Origin of the sequence: Nocardia sp. NPDC050697 (assembly GCF_040654395.1) — a bacterium.
Lineage (GTDB): Bacteria > Actinomycetota > Actinomycetes > Mycobacteriales > Mycobacteriaceae > Nocardia.
The window spans coordinates 368,696-391,819 of the sequence record NZ_JBFAHY010000004.1 but is presented as its reverse complement, the minus strand read 5'-3'; the positions used below and the strand labels follow the sequence as shown (position 1 = coordinate 391,819).

The following is a 23,124-nucleotide window of genomic DNA, read 5'->3' as shown; positions in this document are numbered from 1 at the left end:
TGCTCACCGACGCCGGTACGCACGGCCCGGCGCGACCGCTGAGCGATGCCGGTCACCACGGGCCGGGCACGGCCGCTGCCCGACGCCCGGCGGGGCCGCCAGCCGTGAGCACGTCCGCCGACCCCTGGCTCAACCCGCGACCGGAACCCCTTCCACCAGCAGCTCCAGCTCCGCGCGCACAGCTGCCACCATCCGCTCCGGATCGCCACCACCGAGCACCCCGACGCTCAGCCGCCCGGCATAGGTGTAGACCAGGAACGTCACCGCGGCGCTCGCCCCCGCCGACGGCCGGGGATGCGCGGAGAGGTAGACGATCTCGTAGTCGGTCAGCTGCAGCCCGGCGGGCACCGTGAACGGCCGCACGACACCGGTATTGGTGATCGCGACGTGCCCGGCCAGCGAATGCACCCGCCGCTCCCCGTAGAACTCCGGGAAGTGCAGCACCGACTGCTGCACGATGCCCTCGGCGAGATCGTGCCGCAGCGTACTGGTCACCCGCTGCGCCAGCTCGACCGGATCGTCCGCCCGATCGATCTCCGCCACGAACCCCGCGAGCCCGGCCATATTGGTGCCGCCGAACGCCGCGACCGGCTGCCCGAGCCGGGTGCGCAGATCCACCGGGTAGACGCAGCCGACCGGCCCGCGCTCCGGTGCGAGTTCTGCGAAGGCGCGCAGCAGCGCGGCGGTCACCACGCCGTTCATCGAGACCCCGTGCGCGCGGGCGTACCCGGTGAGCCGCGCGGTCGCGGCCTGGTCGAGGACGAGCCGGTGGGGCCGTGCCAGCGCCTGCGGCCCCGGCGCGTGCCCGGTGGGCGGCGGTGGCGGCGGCACCGGCGCGATCACCCCCTCCAGCCCGGAGACGCCCGCCCGGCTCAGCCCGGCCGCGCGCACGTGCTGCTCCAGCGGCAGCGGCACCGGGTGCTCGCGCACCGTGGCCACCCCGAACTCGGCTCGCTCGGTGTAGAGCTCCCACAGCCGGGCGAAGAGCGCGAGGCAGTGCCCGGCGTCGGCGACCGCGTGGTGCACGTACAGCGTCACCCGGGCCAGGCCGCGGTCGCGGACCACGTCCAGGTAGCCGAGCGCGCGGTCCGGGCGCAGCGCGCGGCGCGGCAGCGGCACCGCGGCCGGGTCGCCGGTGGCGAGCCAGAGCCGGGGCGCCCGGCCACGCGGCGCGAGCAGGCGGGCGGGGTCGGTGGCGATGCGGCAGCGCAGGATCGGGTACGACGCCTGCAGGTCCGCGAAGGCTCTTCGGAGCACCCGGATATCGAGGGCACCGGACACCGCGACGGAACGTCCGGTGAACGTTCCGTGCCGAACGAATCGCTCCTCCGACGGCGCCAGTTCGCGCACCGCATCGACCCTCTCCCGCAACACATCCGCAAGGGTGAGGCAAACGGGGGACGGACGCAATCCGGATCGCCGTCACACCATGCGAATACTGCGAATCCCGGCAACCTCCCGGAAAACTCCCCCGGCGCCCCAGCATCGTTCCAGCAACCAATCCGCAGCGGCCACCGGAACGAACCCGTGACACATCACCGATCGGCGGAGGAGAGGTCCCATGACGCGTCCGGCCGTGGCGAGCCGCGACGAATGGCTCGCGGCCCGCGCAGAGCTGCTCGCCGCGGAGAAGGCGCTCACCCGCGGGCTGGACGCGCTCGCCGCGCGCAGGCGGGCGCTGCCGATGGTCCCGGTCTCGGAGGAGTACGTCTTCGAGGGGGCCGCGGGGCGGGTCCGGCTGGCCGAGCTCTTCGAGGGCCGCAGGCAGCTGATCGTCTACCACCTGATGTGGCAGTGGGACCTGGACGAGGGCTGCCCCGGCTGCGCCGCCGTGCTCGACGGCATCCCGCGACTACCCGGACGGGACACCGCCTTCACCGCGATCAGCCGCGGCCCGTGGGAGCGGCTGGCCGGCTACCACGCCGCGCACGGCTGGACCTTCCCGATGTACTCGTCCTTCGGCAGCCGCTTCAACTACGACTTCCACGCCTCGCTGGACGCCGATATCGCGCCGGTCCGCTACAACTACCGCTCCGCCACGGAGCACGCGCTCGCCGGGCGCCCGCTCGCCGACGAGCAGCCCGGCGTCAGCGTCTTCTGGCGGGACGACGACGACGCGGTCTTCCACACCTACTCGGCGTACGCGCGCGGCCTCGAGCCGCTGATCGGCGCGCACGCCCTGCTCGACCTCACGCCGCTGGGGCGCGCGCGCTGATCAGGCGCCGATCAGGTGCTGCGCCAGGTACCCCTCGACCTTGTCCAGCGCGATCCGCTCCTGCGTCATGGAGTCCCGCTCGCGCACCGTGACGGCCTGGTCCTCCAGGGTGTCGAAGTCGACGGTGATGCAGAACGGGGTGCCGATCTCGTCCTGGCGCCGGTAGCGGCGGCCGATGGCGCCGGCGTCGTCGAAGTCGACGTTCCAGTTCCGGCGCAGCTGCGCGGCGAGATCCTTGGCCTTGGGGGTCAGGTCGGCATTGCGGGAGAGCGGCAGCACCGCGGCCTTGACCGGGGAGAGCCGCCGGTCCAGCCGGAGCACGGTGCGGACGTCGACCCCGCCCTTGGCATTCGGCGCCTCGTCCTCGGCATAGGCGTCCACCAGGAAGGCCATCAGTGAGCGGGTGAGCCCGGCGGCCGGCTCGATCACGTACGGGATGTAGCGCTCGCCCGCGGCCTGGTCGAAGTAGCTCAGGTCGGCGCCGGAGTGCTCGGCGTGCGTGCGCAGGTCGTAGTCGGTGCGGTTGGCCAGCCCCTCCAGCTCGCCCCACTCGCTGCCCTGGAAGCGGAAGCGGTACTCGATGTCGACCGTGCGGGTCGAGTAGTGCGAGAGCTTCTCCTTGGGGTGCTCGTAGAGCCGCAGGTTCTCCGGGTCGATGCCGAGGTCGGTGTACCAGGCCAGCCGGGTGTCGATCCAGTACTGGTGCCACTTCTCGTCCTCGCCCGGCTTGACGAAGAACTCCATCTCCATCTGCTCGAACTCGCGGGTGCGGAAGATGAAGTTGCCCGGCGTGATCTCGTTGCGGAAGCTCTTGCCGATCTGCGCGATGCCGAACGGCGGCTTCTTGCGCGCGGTGGTCTCGACGTTCTTGTAGTTGACGAAGATGCCCTGCGCGGTCTCCGGGCGCAGGTAGTGCAGCCCCTCCTCGTCGTCCACCGCGCCGAGGAAGGTCTTGAGCAGGCCGGAGAAGTTGCGCGGCTCGGTCCACTTCCCCGGGTCGCCGGTCTCTGGGTCGCGGATGTCGGCGAGGCCGTTGGCCGGCGGGTGGCCGTGCTTCTCCTCGTACGCTTCCAGCAGGTGGTCGGCGCGGTACCGCTTGTGCGTGATCAGCGACTCGACCAGCGGGTCGGTGAAGGTCGCGACGTGGCCGGAGGCCTCCCAGACCTGGCGCGGCAGGATCACCGAGGAGTCCAGCCCGACGACGTCGTCGCGGCTGGTGACCATGGTGCGCCACCACTGCCGCTTGATGTTCTCCTTCAGCTCGACGCCGAGCGGGCCGTAATCCCAGGCCGACTTGGTGCCGCCGTAGATCTCACCGCACGGGTACACCAGACCCCGGCGCTTGGCGAGGTTGGCAACGGTGTCCACCTTCGACTTGGGTGCCACGCGAAAATTCTCCATCCTGGGAATCGGCTCGACTTCGGTGCCGCGACGGCAACGGCCGCGTAGTGCGCAGGCGCTACGCACTGCTACGCACGCCGCTACGCACCCGATCAGCCTAACGGGAGCGCATTCGACCGCCGCCACCAGCACAGCCATGAAGCGTGTCCGTTTGACATGCGCAACCGTGCATATCAAAATGGGATCGCTTTCCGATAAGGAGATGGTCCGATGACAGCCGCCGTGCCGCACAACCCCTATCGCTCCCCCGCCCCGGCTCCGGTGCCGAGCCGGGCCGTCCTGGAGGACGCCGGTGAGCTGCTGCGCGCACTCGCCGCCCCCGTTCGCATCGCGATCGTGTTGCAATTGCGGGAGTCGCCGCGCTGCGTGCACGAACTGGTGGACGCGCTCGGCGTCACCCAGCCGCTGGTGAGCCAGCACCTGCGGATTCTCAAGGCGGCGGGGGTCGTGCACGGCGAGCGCTCGGGCCGGGAGGTGCTCTACGAGCTGGTCGACGACCACCTGGCGCACATCGTCGTGGACGCCGTCGCCCATGCCGAGGAAGGATGACCGTGGCCGAGAAGTCCACCGCCAGGGCGGTCGGGGTGCGCAGCACGCGCCAGCGCAATGCCATCGCGGCGCTGCTCTGCGATATCGAGGAGTTCCGCTCCGCCCAGGAGCTGCACGACGAGCTGCGCAAGCGCGGCGAGGGGATCGGGCTCACCACCGTCTACCGCACCCTGCAGTCGCTCTCCGACGCCGGCATGGTCGACGTGCTGCGCACCGACACCGGCGAGTCCGTCTACCGGCAGTGCTCCACCGGACACCACCACCACCTGGTCTGCCGGCACTGCGGGCGGACCGTCGAGGTGGCGGGCCCCGCGGTCGAGGCGTGGGCCGACGCCACCGCCGCCGAGTACGGCTTCACCGAGGTCAGCCACACCCTGGAGATCTTCGGCACCTGTGCCGACTGCCTGCGCACGCGCTGAGCGGGCCCGGCCCGGAGCAGCGGGCCCGCCGTCCGCCCGGACCGGCGGCGCACCCGCGAAGCGGGCCCCGCTCCGAGGAACGGGACCCGCTCGTGAACTGCCCGATCAGGCGGGCTGCGGGACGGCGCGGGCCGGCTCCGGTTCGACGTTCCGCTCCCTGACCACGCCGACCCCGAGCAGCACCAGCGCGACGGCCGCCCAGATCAGCAGCACCAGCAGCGGCCCGCCCGCGCCGGCCCCGTCGAAGAAGGCGACCGAGCGGAGCAGCGAGACCGCAGCGCCCGGCGGCAGCGCCTGGCCGATGGCGCCCCACGGCTGCGGCAGCAGCTCCGGCGCCGAGGTGGCCGCGGAGAACGGATTGCCGACCAGCAGCATGGTGAGCGCGGCGATGCCGATCCCGGCCCGGCCGACGGCGGTCGCCAGCCCGGCCACCGCCCCCGCCACCGCGAACGAGACCAGCCCCGCGACCCCGGCCAGCACCGGGTACTCCCCGGGCAGGATGGACAGCCAGCCCTGCACGATCACCATGCTCAGCAGCCCACCGGCCACCGCGAAGGTGGCGAGTCCGGCGATCCGCGCCGCCGCCGTCGGCACCAGCAGGCTGAGCAGCACCCCGGCCGCGATCCCCGACATCACCAGCGGCAGCGCCATGGCCCCGAAGCCGGCGCCGCGCGGGTCGTCCGGATCGGCGGGCACCACATCCTCCACCGCGCTCGCCGACTGCACGCCGGAGAGCTGCTGCGCGAGCTGGGTGAGCTGCTGCGCCACCAGCGGGCTCGCCCCCGAGGCCACCAGCACCCGCGGCTGCGGCCCGGTCAGGATCGCGCCGTAGACCTCGCGCTCGGCGAGCGCGGCGCGGGCCGCGGCCTCGTCGCTCACGGTGCGCGGCTCGATGGCGCCGGGGCTGCGCTCCGCCAGCCGCTGCACCACCTGCGCCACGCCCGGGCCGGTGACGGCGACCGGCAGGTCGCGCGGCGCGGTGTGCACGGCGGGCCAGGCGAAGGCGATCAGCATCAGCGCCTGGAGCAGGGCCGCTCCGAGGCCGACGGCGACCGCGCGCTGCGGGATGTTCATGACCACTCCCCATAAATCGAATGTTCGTTCTTTTAAGGTGTACCCACCGTCGCACCCCACCCCGGTGTTGTCAAGAACGAACATCCGTTTTAGTTTGGAGCCATGCCGAGAGTCAGCGAAGAACACCTGGAGCGCCGCAGGCAGCAGATCGTCGAGGCGGCGCAGCGCTGCTTCGCGCGCAAGGGCTTCCACCAGTCCTCGATGCAGGACGTCTTCGCCGAGTCCGGGCTCTCGGCCGGCGCGGTGTACCGCTACTTCAAGAGCAAGGACGAGCTGGTCGCGGCGCTGGCCTCGAATGCGGGCACCGACATCAGGGCCGTGCTGATCGAGGCCATCCGGCGCGATCCGCTCCCCACCCCCGCCGCGGTGGTCGGCGCGGTGACCACGTGGATGTCGCAGAACACCGGCCTCGACGGCCGGCTCCGGCTGGCGCCGCAGGCCTGGACGCTGGCGCTCACCGACCCGGAGGCGGCCGGCTACGTCAAGCTGGCGATGACCGGGATCCGCGGGATGTGGCGGGAGTACGCGGAGCGCATGGCCGAGGAGGGGTGGCTGCCCGCCGACGCGGATCTGGACGCCGTGGCGGCGACCCTGTTCGGGCTGCTCCCCGGCTTCCTGCTGCAGTTCCTCATCGTCGGCGACCTGGAACCGGCGGCGCTGGAGCGCGGGGTGCGCGCCCTGCTCCCCTACGGCCCGGCGTGACTCAGGCCGGGACGACCAGCCCCTGCCTGGCCTTGCCCGCGCCGGAGAGCACGAGCAGCAGCATGGTGCCGAGCGCGCCGTCGTTCAGCCCGACCGCGGGGAAGGTGTAGCGCAGCACCACGTCGGCGAGCCTCTCCCTGGCGACCACGACGATCGAGCCGAACTGCAGCGTGGCATTGCGCTCCGCGACCCGCTTGTGCAGCTGCGGTTTGAGCGGGCGGTCCCAGGCGAGCACGCAGGTCAGGGTGAGCACGTCGAGCCCTGGCGCCAGGGTGACGGCGTCCAGCGAGCAGAGCGCGCCCTCGTAGTCGAAGCGCAGCGAGCCGTCGTTGTCCACCCGCACGTCGACGTCGTAGATGGAGAGCACCGCGCCCGCCGACGCCTTGAGCTCCATGGCGGGGTCGAGCGGCTCGCTCACTTGGCGCCCCCGAAGCGGCGGTCGCGGCGGGCGTAGGCCAGGCAGGCCTCCCACAGGTTGCGGCGGTCGAAGTCGGGGAAGAGCGTCTCCTGGAAGACGAATTCGGCGTACGCGGACTGCCAGAGCAGGAAGTTCGAGGTGCGGAACTCGCCGGAGGGGCGGAGGAAGAGGTCGACGTCGGGCATGTCCGGCTCGTCCAGGAAGCGGGCCACCGTGGACTCGTCGACCTTCTCCGGGTCGATCTCGCCCGCCGCCACCCGGCGCGCGATCTCCCGTGCGGCGTCGGCGATCTCGGCGCGGCCGCCGTAGTTGACGCACATGGTGAGCGTCATGACGGTGTTGTCCCTGGTGAGCTCCTCGGCGACCTCGAGCTCCTTGATCACGCTGCGCCACAGCCGCGGCCGCCTGCCCGCCCAGCGCACCCGGACGCCCATCTCGTGCATCTCGTCCCGGCGGCGGCGGATGACGTCGCGGTTGAAGCCCATGAGGAAGCGCACCTCGTCCGGGCTGCGCCGCCAGTTCTCGGTGGAGAAGGCGTAGGCGCTGAGCCACTTGACGCCGATCTCGATGCAGCCCTCGACGGTGTCCATGAGCACCGCCTCGCCGCGCTCGTGCCCCGCCGTCCTGGCCAGCCCGCGCTCCTGCGCCCAGCGGCCGTTGCCGTCCATCACCAGCGCGACGTGCGCGGGCACCAGCTCGCGCGGCAGCTCCGGCGGGCGGGCGCCGGAGGGGTGCGGCGTCGGCGGGCGGACGGTGCGCGGGCCGTCGGACAGTGCGCTGCCCGTTCCGGACCCGGAGGAGTCGCGACGGAGGATCACGCCCCCATCCTGCCCGATGGCCGCGGGCCGGTGTAGCGGGCTCCCGCCGGACATCGCCGCCCGCCGTGCCCGGGGAGTGCGCACGGCTCCGGCGCGGCTACCCGCGTGCCGACTGCGGGTGGTGATCACGGTGCGGCCGCGGGCACCGGCGCCCGGCCCGGCCTACCCACGCGCGCATCCCGCGGCGCGTGCCACTCAGGGGACCGAGGGCGTGCGCTCCAGCAGCGGCAGGGTGCGCAACCGACGCTCGAGGTGCCACTGCAGGTGCGCGGCGACCAGCCCGCTGGCCCGCGTGCGCACCGGGACGGGCACCGCCTCCACCCTCTCCCACTCCCCGCGCAGCAGCGCCACCAGCAACTCCAGCGCCCCCTCCGGCGGGCTGGAAGCCCCCGGCGGGCGGCAGTGCACGCACACCGCCCCACCGGCGGCGACGTGGAAGGCCCGGTGCGGGCCGGGGGTGGCGCACTTGGCGCACTCGTCCAGCGCGGGCGCCCAGCCCGCGAACCCCATGGCGCGCAGCAGGAAGGCGTCCAGGATCAGCTCGTGCGGCCGCTGCCCGGCGGCGATGGCGCGCAGCGCGCTCGCGGTGAGCGCGTGCAGCTTGGGCGCGGGCGCGCGCTCCTCGCCCGCCAGCCGCTCCGCGGTCTCCAGCACCGCGCAGGCGGTGGTGTAGCGGCCGTAGTCGGCCACGATGTCGGCGGCGAACGCCTCCACGGTGTGCACCTGGGTGACGGTGTCGAAGCTGCGCCCCGGATACAGCTGCACGTCGACGTAGGCGAACGGCTCCAGCCGCGCCCCGAACCGCGAGCCGGTGCGCCGCACCCCCTTGGCCACCGCCCGCACCAGGCCGTTGCGCCGGGTCAGCAGCGTGACGATGCGGTCGGCCTCGCCCAGCTTGTGCTGGCGCACCACCACCGCCTCATCCCGATACGAACGCACCGGCCCATCCTCGCACGGACCGGGGACAGCGTCAGCGAACCGGCGGCACACCCATGGTCGCGGTGACCGCGACCACCTGGATCTGCTCCAGCGTCTGCCCCAGCGCCGCCAGCCGGGCGATCACGCCGAGCCGGTGCTCCGGCGAGCCGGGGCGGACCAGCACCGGCGGCCCGGCATTGCGCGGCCGGACGAAGGCGCCGTGCTCGCTCACGTACCGCATCGGCACGCCGTCCCGCACCGCGCGGTAGGCGTCCAGGTCGAGGTCGGCGTGGCGCACCGGGTCGATGTGCAGGTCGGCGAGGTGCCGCTCGGCCTGGGCCAGCCGCAGCGCGCGATCCTCCTGGTCCAGGAAGCGCACCCAGTGCCCGATCCGCAGGCGGTAGGCCGCCACCGCGTCCCTGAGCAGCTCGCGGTGCCGTTCGGCGACCGCGGCCAGCTCGGGTAGCTCCCCGGCGACGGAATCGAACGCCGGGTGCCCGGTGTACAGATCGGTCATCTTCGCCCCCAAACCTCGGTCGCGAATAGCGCTGCGCGGCAACCTGATCGGGATCTCGCAGAGCACCATTGTGCCCTACCGGGGCCGGTGGCGGAACGGATCGGGCGGCGCGGGGGCGGTGCCGGGGCGGAAAACGGCCCCGGGGTCAGAATCCGAGGCGGCGCAGCTGCTTCGGATCGCGCTGCCAGTCCTTGGCGACCTTGACGTGCAGGTCCAGGTAGATCCGGGTGCCGAGGATGTGTTCGATCTGCTTGCGGGCGCTGGTGCCGACCTGCTTGAGCCGGGAACCCCCCTTGCCGATGATGATGGCCTTCTGGCTCGGCCGCTCGACGTAGAGCAGGGCGTGCACGTCGAGCAGGTCGTCCCGGTCCTCGCGCGGCATGACCTCCTCGATGACCACGGCCAGCGAGTGCGGCAGCTCGTCCCGGACACCCTCCAGCGCGGCCTCCCGGATGAGCTCGGCCATCAGGGTTTCCTCCGGCTCGTCGGTGAGCTCGCCGTCCGGGTAGAAGGCCGGCCCCTCCGGCATCTTCGAGGCGATCACCTCGACCAGCACCTCGACCTGCTCGCCGCGCACCGCGGAGACCGGAACCAGCTCGGCCTCGGGGCCGAGCAGCTTCGAGACGGCGAGCAGCTGCGCCGCCACCTCGTCCCGGCTCACCTTATCGATCTTGGTGACCACGCCGAGCAGCGTGGTCTTCGGCGCCATCTGCCGGATCTGCTGCACGATCCAGCGGTCACCGGGGCCGATCTTCTCGTCCGCCGGGATGCAGAGCGCGATCACGTCGACCTCGGAGTAGGTGTCCCGCACGAGGTCGTTGAGGCGCGCGCCGAGCAGCGTGCGCGGGCGGTGCAGCCCGGGCGTGTCCACCAGGATGAGCTGCGCGTGCTCCCGGTGCACGATGCCGCGGATGGTGTGCCGCGTGGTCTGCGGGCGGGAGGAGGTGATGGCGATCTTCTGCCCGACGAGCGCGTTCGTCAGCGTCGACTTGCCGGTGTTCGGACGGCCGACGAAACAGACGAAGCCGGAGCGGAATTCAGGCACCGGACACCTCGGCCGCGGCGTCGTCGACGATGTCGAAGACCGAGCCGGAGCGGTCGGCGAAGACGATCCGAGCGCTCGCCGAGACCTCGCGGACCGCGGGCACCCCGGCGTCCTTGAACTGCCCGCCGACCACGACGGCGGCCTCGAAACCCTCGGCGCCGCTGGAGATCGCGGCCGCGACGGCGGCCTGCAGCGCGGTCAGCCGCAGCTCCTGCAGCGCCACCTCGCCCGCGGCGTAGGTGCGGCCTTCGGTGTCCCGGACGGCCGCGCCCGCCGCGCCCCCGGTCCGGCCCATCGCCCCGCGCGCGAGCGTGAGCAGTTTGGTGTCCTCGGCGTCGAGCTCGGTCATTCGGATCCCTCCTGGTCGCGGTCGGCCGTCGTGGTGCGGCTCGATCCGTTCTGCGCTGCCTCCGCCGCCGCGGCCTCGCCGCGGTCCTTCCGGCGGCCACCCTTGTCGGCGCTCCGATCCTTGCGCCCGCGCTCGCCCTCGCGCGGTGGCTCGGCCTGCTCGTCCTCGCCGGAGGCCTTGTCCCGGCGCACCACGACGGTCTGCACCCGCAGCCGGCCGCGGGCGTCCGGGCCCCCCTCGCCGCGCAGCACCAGCCCGTGCGCGGTCACCTTGGAGCCGGGCAGCGGCACCCGCTCCAGCTCGTGCGCGAGCAGCCCGCCGACGGTGTCGACCTCCTCGTCGGCGATCTGCACCCCGAACAGCTCGGCCAGGTCCTGCACCGGCAGCCGCGCCGAGACCCGGTAGCGGCCGTCGCCGAGCTCCTCGATCGGCGGCGTCTCGCCGATGTCGTACTCGTCCGCGATCTCGCCGACGATCTCCTCCAGCACGTCCTCGATGGTGACCAGCCCGGCGATGCCGCCGTACTCGTCCACCAGCAGCGCCATGTGGTTGCGCCGGCGCTGCATCTCGTCGAGCAGGCTGTCCAGCGGCTTGGAGTCCGGCATGAAGACGGCGGGGCGCATGACCTCGCGGACCTTCACCTTGCGGCTGCGGTCGGCATAGGGCACCAGGTCCTTGAGGTAGACCACGCCGAGGATGTCGTCCACGTTCTCGCCGATCACCGGCATCCGGGAGTGGCCGCTGCGCACCGCGAGCGACATGGCCTGGGCGGCGGTCTTGTCCGCCTCGATCCAGATCATCTCGGTGCGCGGCACCATGACCGCGCGGGCCGCGGTGTCGCCGAGCTCGAAGACCGACTGGATCATCCGCCGCTCCTCGTCGGCGACCACGCCGCGCTCGCCGGCCATCTCGACCACCTCGCGCAGCTCGATCTCGGAGGCGAACGGGCCGTTGCGGAACCCGCGGCCCGGCGTGATCGCGTTGCCGATCAGGATGAGCAGCCTGCTCACCGGCCCGAGCAGCACGCCGATCAGCTGCAGCGGCAGCGCCGCGGCGAGCGCGATGGAGTAGGCGTGCTGGCGGCCGAGGGTGCGCGGGCCGACGCCGATCACCACGTAGTCGACCAGCACCATGACCACCGCGGTGCCGAGCAGCGCCCAGCCGTCCGCCCAGACGTCGAGCAGCGCGGCCGCGAGCAGCACCGTCGCGGTGATCTCGCAGAGCACCCGGAGCAGCACCATGAGGTTCACGTAGCGCGGCCGGTCGTCCATGATCCGGAGCAGCCGGGCGGCGCCGGCGCGCTCGGCGCGCACCATGTCGTCGAGCCGGGCCCTGGAGACGGTGTTGAGCGCGGCGTCCAGCCCGGCGAAGAGCCCGCCCGCGGGGACGAGCAGCACCGCGAGCACGATCAGCGTCGCGGAGCTCACGTCTGCCCCGGTGTGTCGCCCGGCGCGGTGAAGCCGGTCTTGCCGAGCAGCCTGGTGTCGCGTTCGGCCAGCTCGGCGCGGTACCGCGCCTCGCGCAGGCTCTCGTACCACTCCTCGAGCAGCCGGGCCTGCAGGGCGAACATCTCCTTCTCCTCGTCCGGCTCGGCGTGGTCGTAGCCGAGCAGGTGCAGCACGCCGTGCACGGTGAGCAGGGCCAGCTCGTGCTGCAGCGAGTGCCCGGCCTTGCGCGCCTGCCCGGCGGCGAACTCCGGGCAGAGCACGATGTCGCCGAGCATGGAGGGGCCGGGCTCCGGGCTGTCCGGCCGCCCGCCCGGCTCCAGCTCGTCCATCGGGAAGGACATCACGTCGGTGGGGCCCGGGAGGTCCATCCAGCGCACGTGCAGGTCGGCCATGGTGTCCAGATCCACAAGCACCATCGACAACTCGGCGGCCGGGTGGACGTCCATGCGCGCGATGGCGAAGCGCGCGACGCCCACCAGATCCTCTTCGGGGACGTCGAACCCCGACTCGTTGGCGATCTCGATGCTCACCCGAACAGGGTAGGCAATCGGGTCAGCGCCGGTCTCCCCGGCTCGCGGCTCGGCGCTGCGCCCGGTTGCCCGGGTAGTGCGCCCCCACCGGTGCCCGCACCTCCGACTCGAATCGGTCGTAGGCGTCGACGATCTCCGAGACCAGCCGGTGCCGCACCACATCGCTGCTGGTGAGCTGGGCGAAGTGGATGTCCTCGATATCGGTGAGGATCTCGCTGGCCGCGCGCAGCCCGGACCGCGCCCCGCCGGGCAGGTCGACCTGCGTGACGTCGCCCGTCACCACGATCTTGGAGCCGAAGCCGAGCCTGGTCAGGAACATCTTCATCTGCTCTGCCGTGGTGTTCTGCGCCTCGTCCAGCACGATGAAGGAGTCGTTGAGCGTGCGCCCGCGCATGTACGCCAGCGGCGCCACCTCGATGACGCCCGCCGCCATGAGCTTGGGGATCGCCTCGGGATCCATCATGTCGTGCAGCGCGTCGTAGAGCGGCCGCAGGTACGGGTCGATCTTCTCGTTCAGCGTGCCGGGCAGGAAGCCGAGCCGCTCGCCCGCCTCCACCGCCGGCCGGGTGAGGATGATCCGGTTGACCTGCTTGGTCTGCAGCGCCTGCACCGCCTTGGCCATGGCCAGGTAGGTCTTGCCGGTACCGGCCGGGCCGATGCCGAAGACCACGGTGTTGGTGTCGATGGCGTCGACGTAGCGCTTCTGGTTCAGCGTCTTGGGCCGGATGGTCTTGCCGCGCCGGGACAGGATGTCCAGGCTGAGCACCTCGGCCGGGGACTCCTCGCTGCCCTCGGTGAGCATGGAGACCGTGTGCCGGACGGTGTCCGGCGTGATGCCCTTGTTCTTGCCGGTCAGCGAGACCAGCTCGCCGATGATCCGCTCGGCGAGCGCCACCTCGGCCGGCCGGCCGGTGAGCGTCAGCGAGCTACCCCGCACGTGGATATCCGCCTCGAGCAGCCGCTCCAGCTCACGCAGATTCTCATCCGCCGATCCGAGGAGCGGGAACACCGATTCGGGGGCCAGTTCGAGGCTGGAGCGCACGCTCTTCATGGCCGGAGCGGCGTTGTCGTCGTTGCCGGATGCGCCCGGGTCGGCCGGGGCTCCGGAAGTGTTGCCGAATTCGTCTGGTGTTCGCAAAAGTCGCCGCAGCCTCTTCTCGATCTCGGGGGAACCGGGGTGGCCCGGGTGCGGTGCTACCGCCCCCTTCCCGCCACGGAGTTTACCGCCCGGTACCGACAGCCGACAGGGAATATGCCCCCGGCGAACGGTGCGCCGCCCAGCCCTGGATCGCGGTGCGGAACCGGCGCGCCGCCTCCGGCATCGGCCGGTCCGCGGCCCACACCAGCCCGACCTCGCGCACCGCGCCCGGATCGGCCAGCGGCACCCTGGCGACCGCCGGGCTCGGGGTCGCCCCCGGCGGCGGGTCCTCCAGCGGCACCAGCGCCACGCCGAGCCCCGCCGCCACCAGCCCGGTGACCGTCACCAGGTCGCTCGATTCGAAGACGATGCGCGGGTGCAGCCCCGCCGCCGCGGCGAGCTCGTCCAGCAGCCGGCGCATGCCGTACCCGGGGCGCATGGCGATGACATCCTCGCCGCCCAGATCGGCGAGGTGCAGCTGGCGCCGTCCGGCCAGCCGGTGCCCCGCGGGCACCGCGAGCACCAGCGGCTGGCGCAGCAGCCCCGACCAGCCGAGCCCCGCTTCGGCCGGGCGCGGCGAGACCACCGCGAGGTCGGCCTCGCCGTCCAGCACCATGCGGGTGATGGTGCCCGCCGCGTCCTGGTGCAGCGAGACCGCGACCCGCCCCGCCTGCCTGCGAAAATCCCCGACCAGCTGGGGTACCAGCCAGCTGCCGAAGGAGTGCAGGAAGGCGAGGCGCACGGTGCCCTCGGCCGGGTCGGCGAGATCGGCGACGGCCCGCGCGCCCGCGTCCAGCTCGATCCGGGCGCGCCGGGCGTGCTCGTAGTACGCCCGGCCGAACTCGTTGAGCCGGAGCCGCTTGCCCACCCGGTCGAAGAGCCGCACCCCGAGCCTGCGCTCCAGCCGGGCCAGCATGCGGGAGAGCGTGGGCTGCGCGAGGTGCAGGCGATCGGCCGTGGCGCCCACGTGCTCGAGTTCCGCGAGTGTGATGAACCACGTCAGGTCGTCCCCGAGCACATCGTCACCTCTGCTAATGCCGCTGCTGCATTGATTTGTCCTCGATTATGCATTTCCTTCGCCGATCGCGCCGGGCGCAGGCTGGCGCTATGAGCGGATCGAGCGGACGGGAGCGGCGGATCGTCACCGCGCTCTTCGCGGCGGGGCTGACCACCTTCGCCTCGATGTACAGCGCGCAGGCGCTGCTGCCGAGCCTCGCGGCGGCGTTCGGGGTCGCGCCCGCGCGGGCCGCGCTGGCGGTCTCGCTCACCACCGGCTTCCTGGCGCTGGCGATCATCCCGGTGAGCGCGCTCTCCGGCCGGTTCGGGCGGACCAGGGTGATGGTGTGGTCCGCCGCGGTCTCCGCCGCCATCGGGCTGCTGCTTCCCCTGGCGCCGACGCTGGACGTGCTGCTCGCCGCCCGCGCGGTGCAGGGCATCACGCTGGCCGGGGTGCCCGCCGTGGCCATGGCCTACCTGGCCGAGGAGATCGACGCGGGCCGGTTGGGCGCCGCAATGGGCGTCTACGTCTCCGGCACCACGCTCGGCGGGCTCACCGGGCGGCTGATCCCCGCCTTCGCGCTGGACCACACCTCCTGGCGGTGGGCGCAGGCGCTCATCGCCGTGATCGGCGCGCTGTGCACGGTGTGGTTCGTGCGGGCGCTGCCTGCCTCGCGCGGGTTCCGGCCGCGCACCTCCGGGGCCGGGCGGGATCTGGTCGCCCAGCTGCGGGAGCCGCGGCTGCTCGCGCTCTTCACCCTGGCCTTCGTGCTCATGGGTGGGTTCGTCTCGGTCTACAACTACCTGGGGTTCCGGCTGCTCGCCGCGCCCTTCGGGCTGCCCGCGAGCGTGGCCGGGCTGGTGTTCGTGCTGTACCTGGCGGGGACCGTCGCCTCGACCACCGCCGGGCGGCTCGCCGATCGCTTCGGGCGCGGGCCGGTGCTGGCCGGTTCGGTAGCGCTCACCGGCTTCGGGGCCGCGTTGTCGCTGCCGGATCGGCTGCCGCTCGTGCTGGCCGGGATTCTGCTGTTCACGGCCGGTTTCTTCGGTGCGCACGCGGTGGCGAGTGCCTGGGTCGGCGCGGCGGCGGCGCGGGGGAATCGCGCGGCCGCGTCGTCGCTGTACCTGTTCTGCTACTACCTGGGGAGTGCGGTGCTCGGCGGGTTGTCCGGGCTGGCGTTCGCGGAGTTCGGGTGGGGTGGGCTGGTTGCCGGGGTCGGGGTGCTGCTGGTGCTGGCCGGGTGCGGTGGTGGTTGTGGTTCGGGGGGAGAGGGGCGTGGTGGAGGGGGAGTTGGTCGGGGTGGGGCGGTAGGGCAGTTGGCTCCGAGGGGGGCGTTCTGCGCACCGGAACGCGGCCCATCTCGCGCGCCTCCGCACACGCAGCAGCGCCACCAGCGTGGGTCAGCGCCCCCGAACCGCTCCTGAACAGCGCGCGGCGCTACCAGCGCGAGGTGAGAGCCCCGAGCGCACCGAGCGCAACAGCACCGGCGGTCGAGGTGCGCAGCACAGTAGGCCCGAGCAGCACAGCAGTAGCCCCCGCCTCGGTGAAAGCCGAAATCTCGGAATCGTCCAACCCACCCTCGGGCCCCACGATCAACACCACCCGCAAAGCCTCCCCGAACGGCAGCGCCGTGAACCGCCCCACCCCCGACTCGTGCAACGCCGCCACCACTCCCCCCTCGGCCACGGTGGCCCGCACCAACTCCACGACCTCCCGGGTCCGCCGAACCGCACCGACCTCGGGAATGTAGGCCCGCCGAGACTGCCGAGCCGCACTCCGCGCCGCAGCCCGCCACTTCTCGACCCCCTTGCCCGCCTTCCCGTCCCAATTGGCCACACACCGGGCCGCCTGCCACGGCACGATCACATCGACCCCCGCCTCGGTCATGAGCTCGACCGCCAGCTCGGACCGATCCGATTTCGGCAACGCCTGCACCACCGTTACCGCGGGCACGACCGGCTCGGCAACCCGCCGATCCAGAACCGCGAGCTCCAGCCGATCCTTCTGCGCCCCGATCACCTCGGACTCCGCGACCACCCCGCGCCCGTCGGAGAGCGTGATCGACTCCCCCACCCGGATCCGCCGCACGGTGGCGGCATGCCTGCCCTCCGGCCCGTCCAGCACCGCAACCGCACCGGGCTGCGGAATCTCGTCCAGGTAGAAGACCGTCGCGGCCACTCAGCGACCGCTGAAGGACGCCCGCAGCCGGGCGAAGAGCCCGCTGTTGTGCTCGGACTGCGCGGAAACGACCTCGGCCCGATCGCGCTCCCGCAGCCCCTTGTACTTGCGCAGCAGCTCGTTCTGCTTGCTGTCCAGCTTGGACGGCACCACGATCTCCAGGTGCGCGAGCAGGTCACCGCGCGCCCCGGACCGCAGCTTGGGCATGCCGTGCCCGCGCAGCACCGAGACCTCGCCGGGCTGGGTGCCCGGTGTGATGCTCAACTCGGTCGGCCCGTCCAGAATGGTGTCGATCACCACGGTGGTGCCGAGCGCGGCGTCCACCATCGGCACCCGGATGGTGCAGTGCAGATCGTCGCCGTCCCGGACGAAGATGTCGTGCGGCTGCTCCACCACCTCGACGTACAGATCGCCCGCGTGCCCGCCGCCGGGGCCGACCTCGCCCTGCGCGGCCAGCCGCACCCGCATGCCGTTCGCCACACCGGCCGGGATCGGCGCCGCGATCTCACGACGGGCCCGCACCCGGCCGTCGCCCCCGCACTTGTTGCACGGGTCCGGAATGGTCTCGCCCGCACCGCGGCAGGTGGGGCAGGGCCGCGAGGTGAGCACCTGGCCGAGGAACGAGCGCTGCACCGACTGCACCTCGCCCGCACCGCCACAGGTCTCACAGCGCACCGGCTTGGAATCCCCGTTGGTCCCCGCGCCGTGGCACAGGTCGCACAGGATCGCCGTGTCGACGGTCAGGTGCTTGGTCACGCCGACCGCGCACTCCGCCAGGCTGAGCCGGGTGCGCAGCAGCGAGTCGGCGCCGGGCTGCACCCGGCCGCGCGGCTTGCGCTGCCCCCCGGAGGCGTTCATCCCGCCGAAGAAGGCCTCGAAGACGTCGCCGAGGCCGCCGAAGCCGGCGCCGGAAAAGCCGCCCGCGCCGCCGCCGTTCTCCAGCGGGTCACCGCCCATGTCGACGATGCGCCGCCGCTCCGGGTCGGACAGCACCTCGTAGGCGGTCGACACGTCCCGGAACCTCGCCTGCGCCGCCTCGTCGGGGTTGACGTCCGGGTGGAGCTCCCGGGCCAGCTTGCGGTAGGCGCGCTTGATCTCCTGATCGGTCGCGTTCTTCGCGACGCCGAGCAGTCCGTAGTAGTCCCGTGCCACTTCGCTTCTCTAGTCCTTGGTCGCCGTTTACCGATATCGGACGGTCCGCGCGGCACACGCCGCCGGGCCGGGCCCCGACACCGGCCTTAGTCGGATGCACTCAACTTTATCCGCTCGGGCGCGCGGCCCGGCAGCGGAGTCCCCCGAAAGCCCGGACGGACCTCAGCGTCCGGCCAGCACTTCCCCGATATAGCGGGCCACCGCCGCCACCGAGGCGATGGTGCCCGGGTAATCCATGCGCGTCGGCCCCAGCACCCCCATGCCACCGAGAACCGCGCCCGCCGCACCGTACCCCGTGGTGACGACCGAGGTCCCGCGCATCTCCTCGACCTGCGTCTCCTCGCCGATCCGGACCGTGATCGTGCCAGGCTGCTGCGCGGCCGCGAGCAGCTTGAGCACCACCACCTGTTCCTCCAGCGCCTCCAGCACCGTGCGCAGCGAACCCGGCAGCCCGAAGTCGGCCGCATTGCGGGTCAGGTTCGCGGTGCCGCCCAGCACCAGCCGCTCCTCCGGATGCTCGACCAGCGTCTCCACCAGCACCGTCGACACCCGGATCAGCACATCCCGCAGCTTCCCCGGCGCGTTCTCCGGCAGCGCCGCGACCGCCGCCGAGGCGGTGGCCAGGCGCTTGCCGTCCATGGCGCCGCCGAGCAGCGCGCGCAGCGCCGCCAGGTCCTCGTCGTCCACCAGCGCGCCGAGCTCGACGATCCGCTGATCGACCCGCCCGGTGTCGGTGATCACCACCAGCAGCAGCCGCGCCGGATTCAGCGCCACCACCTCGATGTGCCGCACCGTCGACGCCGACACCGTCGGGTACTGCACCACCGCGACCTGCCTGGTCAGCTGCGCGAGCAGCCGCACCCCGCGCCGCAGCACGTCGTCCAGATCGACCCCGGACTCCAGGAATTCCAGAATCGCCCGCCGCTCCGCCGACGAGAGCGGCTTCACCTCGGCGATCCGATCCACGAACTGCCGATACCCCTTGTCCGTCGGGATCCGCCCCGAGCTGGTGTGCGGCTGCGCGATGTAACCCTCCGCCTCCAGCACCGCCATGTCATTGCGCACCGTGGCACTCGATACGCCCAGGTTGTGCCGCTCGACCAGCGTCTTCGACCCGATCGGCTCCTTGGTCGCGACGTAGTCGGCAACGATCGCCCGCAGAACCTCGAAACGACGATCCTCGGTACTCGACACGGCCTACCTCCTCGCTTGCGATCCATTCTAGGTGCCCGGACCCCGATATCCCCCGTTCTGCATCCGGGCTGTGGATGGATTGCCCGGGTTGACGAGAGTTGTCCACAGGCGCCTTGCCCGGGGTGCGGTGCGCCGGTAGCGTCACGGGCCAGACCAGGGGGACGTCGGCTTCGAGGGGGACTCGTGCGATTCGGCACCGCGGCTCTCGCCGCTCTTACCGTTTTTTTCATTGCGGGATGTGACTCGTCGGGCGGTTCAGGGACATCGTCGACGAGCCCGGCGACACCGACTGGTGCACCAACCGCCTTTGATCCTTGCGCAGACATCCCCCAGAGCCTGCTCGATTCCGAGGGCCTCCGGAACGAGCACGAGGCGGATGACAACGCCGGCGGTATTCAGTGGCGGGGTTGCGACTGGGTACAGGTCGACGGGTACGCGGCAAGTATTCAGACGACGAATCTGACCGTCGCGATGGTGCGCGACAAGAAGTTCGCGGATGCCCGCGAATTCGCCATCGGCGATCGGCAGGCGATTTCAGGGAGGTCGAGCACCGATCGTCCCGACGAGGAGTGCGCGGTCAATGTGTCGATCCAGGGCGGAAGTCTGGAGGTTGGTCTGACCAACCCGGACTCGAGCAAGAAAACCGGGCACCTCGATACTTGCGAACTGGCCCGTGCCCTCACGGAAAAAGTTGTCGCGGCCCTTCCGCAGGGAGTGTGACCTACATGTTCGACTGCGGCATATGGGGAGGTACCGGCCATGACCAACGATGAACGCCCGATGAAGAACCTGCTCGACGCAGTCGGCAACGGTGCCGGCGTCAGTTTGCGTCCCGAAGAGTTCGTCAATATCGAACGCGATTGCGAGCACTTCAAGCTCACGATTCGCGAGATCCAGCGAACCATGGACCGAGTCGCTCGCCACTCGACGTGGAATCTCGGTGAGAACCATCCCCTGATGGTCTCGGGGCAGACCGTCGTCGACCGTTTCAGGAAGAAGGCCGCCGGTTCCGGCGATGGCAACGACGTCCACGCTGTCATGGAACAGCACTACAAGATCGTCGAGGACATCCAGGAAGTTCATCGGATAGTCCGACAGCGCATGATGGACACCGACGCCGACTTCGCCTCCGAGTTCCAGCGGCTCAGCACCGAACTCGAGGAGCGACCACCCGTACAGCCCAAACTGGGCCCGTACCTGCTTCCGGACGGGAGCGCACGATGAACGGATACGAGCAGCCACGAATTCCGGGCGGCGGGGAGCAGACGGACAGCTGGGAGCACCCCGACATCAAGAACGCGTTCGATCCGCTGGATACGACGGAGGCGGTGGAGCAGGCCCAGAAGTACTGGGAGGTGCACCAACTGTGGGAGCAGGGGCTGGCGACGTTCGCCCGGTCCATTCAGAACTCCATTGCGCAGGCCTGGTCCGGCCCGGCGGCCGATAAGGCGAGGGATGCGATTGCGAACTATGCGGCGGATGCGCAGCAGTTGAGTCCGGCGCTGGCGGAGATGTATACGCGGGTGCGGGATGCTGCCACGGCGATCGTGGATACGAAGAACGCGATTCCGGAGCCGGTGGAGGTGAGCTGGACGTCGTGGGCGTGGCCACCGCACCGGTGGGACCTGCAGCGGGAGCAGTCGGAGGCGGCGCAGGTGGCGCGGACCGAGATGCGGCAGCGGTATGTGGAGCCATTCGGGCAGGTGGATGGGCAGATTCCGGTGCTGCCCACGCCGATCGGTCCGACCGTGTCGCCGGATATCGCGGTGCCGCCGCCGGGTGGGTACGTCGCCACCGACAGTGGTGAGGATTCGCCCGGCTCCGGTAGCGGGGTGGGTAGCGGGGCGCCGGGTACGGGCAGCCCGGGTGCGGAGGAATCGGAGAAGTCCGAGGACGGTGGCGAGGGCGCGCCGGAGGGTAGCGAGGAACCGCAGGACGGGGCCGAGCAGCAGGACGGTAGCGAGACCACCTCCGCGGGTACTGCGCCGAGTACTGCTAATCAGCAGTCCACGTCGAATGATTCGACTCCGCGGACGACCAATGATCCGAGCCGGACGGTTGCGGCGAGCACGGTGCCGGCGAGCACGGTGCCGGCGAGTACGGTGCCGACGAGTACGACGCCGACCGGGACGCCGGGGTATACGCCGAGCGGAACACCGTCGCCGACGAGTTCGCCGGGTTCGCCGAGCAGCACCAATCAGCCGGGGCCGGGGCGCAGTATCCCCGGCGGGCCGGGGAGCACGGTGGCACCGGCCGCGGCGGCGGCAGCCGCGCAGGCACAGGCGGGCCGCTCGGCCAGCGGGTACCCGGGCATGTTCGGTGCGGGGGCGGGGCGCGGGCGTGGAGAGGGGGATTCCGAGCATCAGCGGCCGGACTATCTGGTCAATCAGGAGAACACCGACGAACTGCTCGGTGAGACCCCGCGGACGGTGGCGGGTGGCGTGATCGGCGGCGACCGGACGGAACCGCCGCGGTGAACCGCTCGGGCGCATGACCGAATGGAGCTGGGCCACGGATGATTTCGCGGCCCTCTGGTACGACGACGCCCGGGATCGGTTTCCCAGTCCGCTGCGGTACACCAGCCGGTTTCGGTTGCGGGACGAGTTCGCCGCGCATCGGTCGGCGGTGTTCGCCCGGTACGGGGTGGACGAGCGGGACGAGATCGACGCGGCGCTCGGCACCTTGGCCGATGCGGAGATTCGGATCGAGATTCTCGGTGGGAGTAGCAGGCATCGGCAGAGCACCGGGCCGGAGGATGTCCGGCAATATCGGATCGTGGGGGCGCGGACGGGTTTTCGGGCGGTGGTGGCGGTGCAGTACGGGACCGATTCCGAGCACGGGCCGATCCGGCTGCGGATGAGCCGGGTGGAGGATCTGCCCGCGCGGTTGGTGGCAGCGATACCGGCGTGCGCGCCGGGGAGTGCGGGGGGCGAGACCTTCCACCCTGATGATCTGCGGCCGGCCAGGGACAGCTATCTGGAGGACAACGGGCGCAATACGCCGCGGGATCGGTACCGGCGGCTGCTCGGGCGGCCAGCCGATGGGGGCGGGAGTGCGGTTCTGCTGGTGGGGCCGATCAATCGGCTGGATCCGCCGTTGGCCGCTGTGCAGTGGTACGACATCAGCGGTGATGGGCGGTACACCGAGCGGCGGGGGGCGCATGTGAGTGTGCGGCCCACTACTACCGCCGACCTGGTCGCCGGGTTCGGTGGGTGGATCGAGCGGGCTGAGCAGCGGCTTCAGGACGAGGGGTGAGTACGGCACCGGTGCCGTTGCCCGGGGTCGACAACTCCGGTCGGTGGTGAGCGTCGACAAGGCCGGTCGGCTGGAGGGCCGAACGTGTGCAGCGCCCGCGACCAGCGGCGCGCTCGGCTGGTCGGCGGGCGCCGCGGCCCTCCCGGTCTCGATCCTGACCTACCCCGGTGCTGGACGTCGCCCCGAGCGGGAACGTCGACCTGTGGACGGGGACAACCGCCGAGGCAGGCACCTGCGTGCGGACGAACTGCGAACTCGGTCAGGGCCGGTCGCGGACAGGCGCGCTGCTGCGACCTTCGTCCCGCCCGCTCAGCTCGGCATCGAGCGTGACCTGGGCGATCCGCATCCCCTCGGCATATTCGGGCTGCTGGAGCCGCTCCCAGATCGCATCGGGGCCGACCTCCTCCCGCTGGCTGCTGACCCACCAGATATTGCCGAAGGGATCCTTGATCCGGCCGCCGCGCTGCCCGAAGGCGTCATCGGCGATCGGGGTCACCACCGCCGCGCCCGCGGCGAGGGCGGCGGCGAAGGCGGCGTCCGGGTCGGGGACGAAGATCCGGAGCAGGCTGGGGATGACGGGCCAGTCGGGGCGGCGATCGAAGGCGAGGATGACAGTGTCGCCGACCCGGATCTCGCCGTGGCCGATCGAGCCGTCCTCGACGGGGACCCGGCCCAGCTCCTGACCGCCGAACACCTCGGCGACGAAGTCGAGGAGGGCACCGGTGTCATCGGTGACCACCCAGGGTGAGACGGTGTTGTACCCCTTCGGCACGCCAGTCGACAGTTCAGGCATCGCGATCCTTCCGC

26 protein-coding genes are annotated in these 23,124 nt (G+C 71.7%); 9 read left to right on the top strand and 17 right to left on the bottom strand.

The genetic code is table 11. The annotated features are described in order from the left end of the window. Positions 1-129: 129 nt before the first annotated feature. The gene (locus AB0H71_RS17395) at positions 130-1,281 is read right to left on the bottom strand and encodes an acyltransferase (protein WP_357021378.1); all 1,152 of its coding nucleotides are present in this window, start codon (positions 1,279-1,281) and stop codon (positions 130-132) included. A 280-nt stretch (positions 1,282-1,561) separates the two neighbouring features. Here AB0H71_RS17395 and AB0H71_RS17390 point away from each other — a divergent pair, with 280 nt between their 5' ends. After that, positions 1,562-2,215 (top strand): DUF899 family protein, encoded by a 654-nt coding sequence (locus AB0H71_RS17390; RefSeq protein ID WP_357021375.1) that lies wholly within the window; start codon positions 1,562-1,564, stop codon positions 2,213-2,215. Here the strand turns inward: AB0H71_RS17390 and AB0H71_RS17385 are convergent, their stop codons facing one another. Further along, on the bottom strand, positions 2,216-3,601 hold the full coding sequence (locus AB0H71_RS17385; RefSeq protein WP_357021372.1) for a glycine--tRNA ligase: 1,386 nt from the start codon (positions 3,599-3,601) through the stop codon (positions 2,216-2,218). Between the two features lie 225 nt (positions 3,602-3,826). On the opposite strand from AB0H71_RS17385, the gene AB0H71_RS17380 reads away from it, so the two are divergent. Both AB0H71_RS17380 and AB0H71_RS17375 read left to right on the top strand, forming a co-directional pair. Further along, on the top strand, positions 3,827-4,165 hold the full coding sequence (locus tag AB0H71_RS17380) for a metalloregulator ArsR/SmtB family transcription factor (protein ID WP_067654691.1): 339 nt from the start codon (positions 3,827-3,829) through the stop codon (positions 4,163-4,165). Further along, positions 4,162-4,584: a Fur family transcriptional regulator gene (locus AB0H71_RS17375; RefSeq protein ID WP_357021368.1), complete on the top strand. Its 423-nt coding sequence runs from the start codon at positions 4,162-4,164 to the stop codon at positions 4,582-4,584. Before AB0H71_RS17380 ends, AB0H71_RS17375 begins: the two co-directional genes overlap by 4 nt. 105 nt (positions 4,585-4,689) lie before the next feature. Here AB0H71_RS17375 and AB0H71_RS17370 read toward each other — a convergent pair whose 3' ends face one another. Further along, a complete protein-coding gene (locus AB0H71_RS17370; RefSeq protein WP_357021366.1) occupies positions 4,690-5,658 on the bottom strand; it encodes a hypothetical protein in 969 nt (322 codons plus the stop codon). A 102-nt stretch (positions 5,659-5,760) separates the two neighbouring features. Between AB0H71_RS17370 and AB0H71_RS17365 the strand changes: the two genes are divergently transcribed. Continuing rightward, complete coding sequence (locus AB0H71_RS17365) at positions 5,761-6,360, top strand: TetR/AcrR family transcriptional regulator (protein WP_357021364.1); 600 nt, start codon at positions 5,761-5,763, stop codon at positions 6,358-6,360. A 1-nt stretch (position 6,361) separates the two neighbouring features. Here AB0H71_RS17365 and AB0H71_RS17360 read toward each other — a convergent pair whose 3' ends face one another. The 10 genes from AB0H71_RS17360 to AB0H71_RS17315 form a co-directional block, all read right to left on the bottom strand. Beyond that, positions 6,362-6,754 (bottom strand): hypothetical protein, encoded by a 393-nt coding sequence (locus tag AB0H71_RS17360; protein ID WP_357021961.1) that lies wholly within the window; start codon positions 6,752-6,754, stop codon positions 6,362-6,364. Between the two features lie 20 nt (positions 6,755-6,774). Next, positions 6,775-7,596 carry an isoprenyl transferase gene (locus tag AB0H71_RS17355; RefSeq protein WP_357021361.1) on the bottom strand — a complete coding sequence of 274 codons (822 nt, stop codon included), beginning with the start codon at positions 7,594-7,596 and terminating at the stop codon, positions 6,775-6,777. A 195-nt stretch (positions 7,597-7,791) separates the two neighbouring features. Then, positions 7,792-8,535 (bottom strand): DNA repair protein RecO, encoded by a 744-nt coding sequence (recO, locus tag AB0H71_RS17350; protein ID WP_357021358.1) that lies wholly within the window; start codon positions 8,533-8,535, stop codon positions 7,792-7,794. A gap of 31 nt (positions 8,536-8,566) precedes the next feature. After that, a complete protein-coding gene (locus tag AB0H71_RS17345; RefSeq protein WP_357021355.1) occupies positions 8,567-9,031 on the bottom strand; it encodes a hypothetical protein in 465 nt (154 codons plus the stop codon). 145 nt (positions 9,032-9,176) lie between these two features. After that, complete coding sequence (gene era, locus AB0H71_RS17340) at positions 9,177-10,076, bottom strand: GTPase Era (protein WP_357021352.1); 900 nt, start codon at positions 10,074-10,076, stop codon at positions 9,177-9,179. Then, positions 10,069-10,425, bottom strand: a complete 357-nt coding sequence (locus tag AB0H71_RS17335) for a cytidine deaminase (protein WP_357021349.1) — start codon at positions 10,423-10,425, stop codon at positions 10,069-10,071. Before AB0H71_RS17335 ends, era begins: the two co-directional genes overlap by 8 nt. Next, positions 10,422-11,852: a hemolysin family protein gene (locus AB0H71_RS17330; protein ID WP_357021346.1), complete on the bottom strand. Its 1,431-nt coding sequence runs from the start codon at positions 11,850-11,852 to the stop codon at positions 10,422-10,424. The genes AB0H71_RS17335 and AB0H71_RS17330 overlap by 4 nt, the downstream gene beginning before the upstream one ends. Continuing rightward, on the bottom strand, positions 11,849-12,403 hold the full coding sequence (gene ybeY / locus AB0H71_RS17325) for an rRNA maturation RNase YbeY (RefSeq protein WP_357021343.1): 555 nt from the start codon (positions 12,401-12,403) through the stop codon (positions 11,849-11,851). Before ybeY ends, AB0H71_RS17330 begins: the two co-directional genes overlap by 4 nt. Before the next feature lie 22 nt (positions 12,404-12,425). Beyond that, positions 12,426-13,454, bottom strand: coding sequence for a PhoH family protein (locus tag AB0H71_RS17320; RefSeq protein WP_357021339.1), 1,029 nt, complete (start codon positions 13,452-13,454; stop codon positions 12,426-12,428). Positions 13,455-13,623: 169 nt separating this feature from the next. Then, complete coding sequence (locus AB0H71_RS17315; RefSeq protein WP_357021336.1) at positions 13,624-14,559, bottom strand: LysR family transcriptional regulator; 936 nt, start codon at positions 14,557-14,559, stop codon at positions 13,624-13,626. Positions 14,560-14,648: 89 nt separating this feature from the next. Between AB0H71_RS17315 and AB0H71_RS17310 the strand changes: the two genes are divergently transcribed. Next, complete coding sequence (locus AB0H71_RS17310; protein ID WP_357021333.1) at positions 14,649-15,962, top strand: MFS transporter; 1,314 nt, start codon at positions 14,649-14,651, stop codon at positions 15,960-15,962. Positions 15,963-15,975: 13 nt separating this feature from the next. Here AB0H71_RS17310 and AB0H71_RS17305 read toward each other — a convergent pair whose 3' ends face one another. The 3 genes from AB0H71_RS17305 to hrcA form a co-directional block, all read right to left on the bottom strand. After that, positions 15,976-16,716 (bottom strand): 16S rRNA (uracil(1498)-N(3))-methyltransferase, encoded by a 741-nt coding sequence (locus AB0H71_RS17305; RefSeq protein ID WP_357021330.1) that lies wholly within the window; start codon positions 16,714-16,716, stop codon positions 15,976-15,978. Then, a complete protein-coding gene (dnaJ, locus tag AB0H71_RS17300; RefSeq protein WP_357021327.1) occupies positions 16,717-17,868 on the bottom strand; it encodes a molecular chaperone DnaJ in 1,152 nt (383 codons plus the stop codon). Between the two features lie 162 nt (positions 17,869-18,030). Beyond that, positions 18,031-19,062, bottom strand: a complete 1,032-nt coding sequence (gene hrcA / locus AB0H71_RS17295; protein ID WP_067654649.1) for a heat-inducible transcriptional repressor HrcA — start codon at positions 19,060-19,062, stop codon at positions 18,031-18,033. 183 nt (positions 19,063-19,245) lie between these two features. Here hrcA and AB0H71_RS17290 point away from each other — a divergent pair, with 183 nt between their 5' ends. From AB0H71_RS17290 to AB0H71_RS17275, 4 genes are read left to right on the top strand one after another with little or no spacing between them, the layout of a single operon-like run. Then, the gene (locus AB0H71_RS17290) at positions 19,246-19,782 is read left to right on the top strand and encodes a DUF3558 domain-containing protein (protein ID WP_357021325.1); all 537 of its coding nucleotides are present in this window, start codon (positions 19,246-19,248) and stop codon (positions 19,780-19,782) included. Positions 19,783-19,821: 39 nt separating this feature from the next. Further along, a complete protein-coding gene (locus tag AB0H71_RS17285) occupies positions 19,822-20,286 on the top strand; it encodes a hypothetical protein (protein ID WP_357021322.1) in 465 nt (154 codons plus the stop codon). Then, positions 20,283-21,539 (top strand): hypothetical protein, encoded by a 1,257-nt coding sequence (locus AB0H71_RS17280; RefSeq protein ID WP_357021319.1) that lies wholly within the window; start codon positions 20,283-20,285, stop codon positions 21,537-21,539. The genes AB0H71_RS17285 and AB0H71_RS17280 overlap by 4 nt, the downstream gene beginning before the upstream one ends. Positions 21,540-21,552: 13 nt before the next feature. Further along, complete coding sequence (locus AB0H71_RS17275) at positions 21,553-22,317, top strand: ESX secretion-associated protein EspG (protein ID WP_357021317.1); 765 nt, start codon at positions 21,553-21,555, stop codon at positions 22,315-22,317. A 259-nt stretch (positions 22,318-22,576) separates the two neighbouring features. Here AB0H71_RS17275 and AB0H71_RS17270 read toward each other — a convergent pair whose 3' ends face one another. Continuing rightward, positions 22,577-23,110, bottom strand: a complete 534-nt coding sequence (locus AB0H71_RS17270; protein ID WP_357021314.1) for a VOC family protein — start codon at positions 23,108-23,110, stop codon at positions 22,577-22,579. Positions 23,111-23,124: the final 14 nt, after the last annotated feature.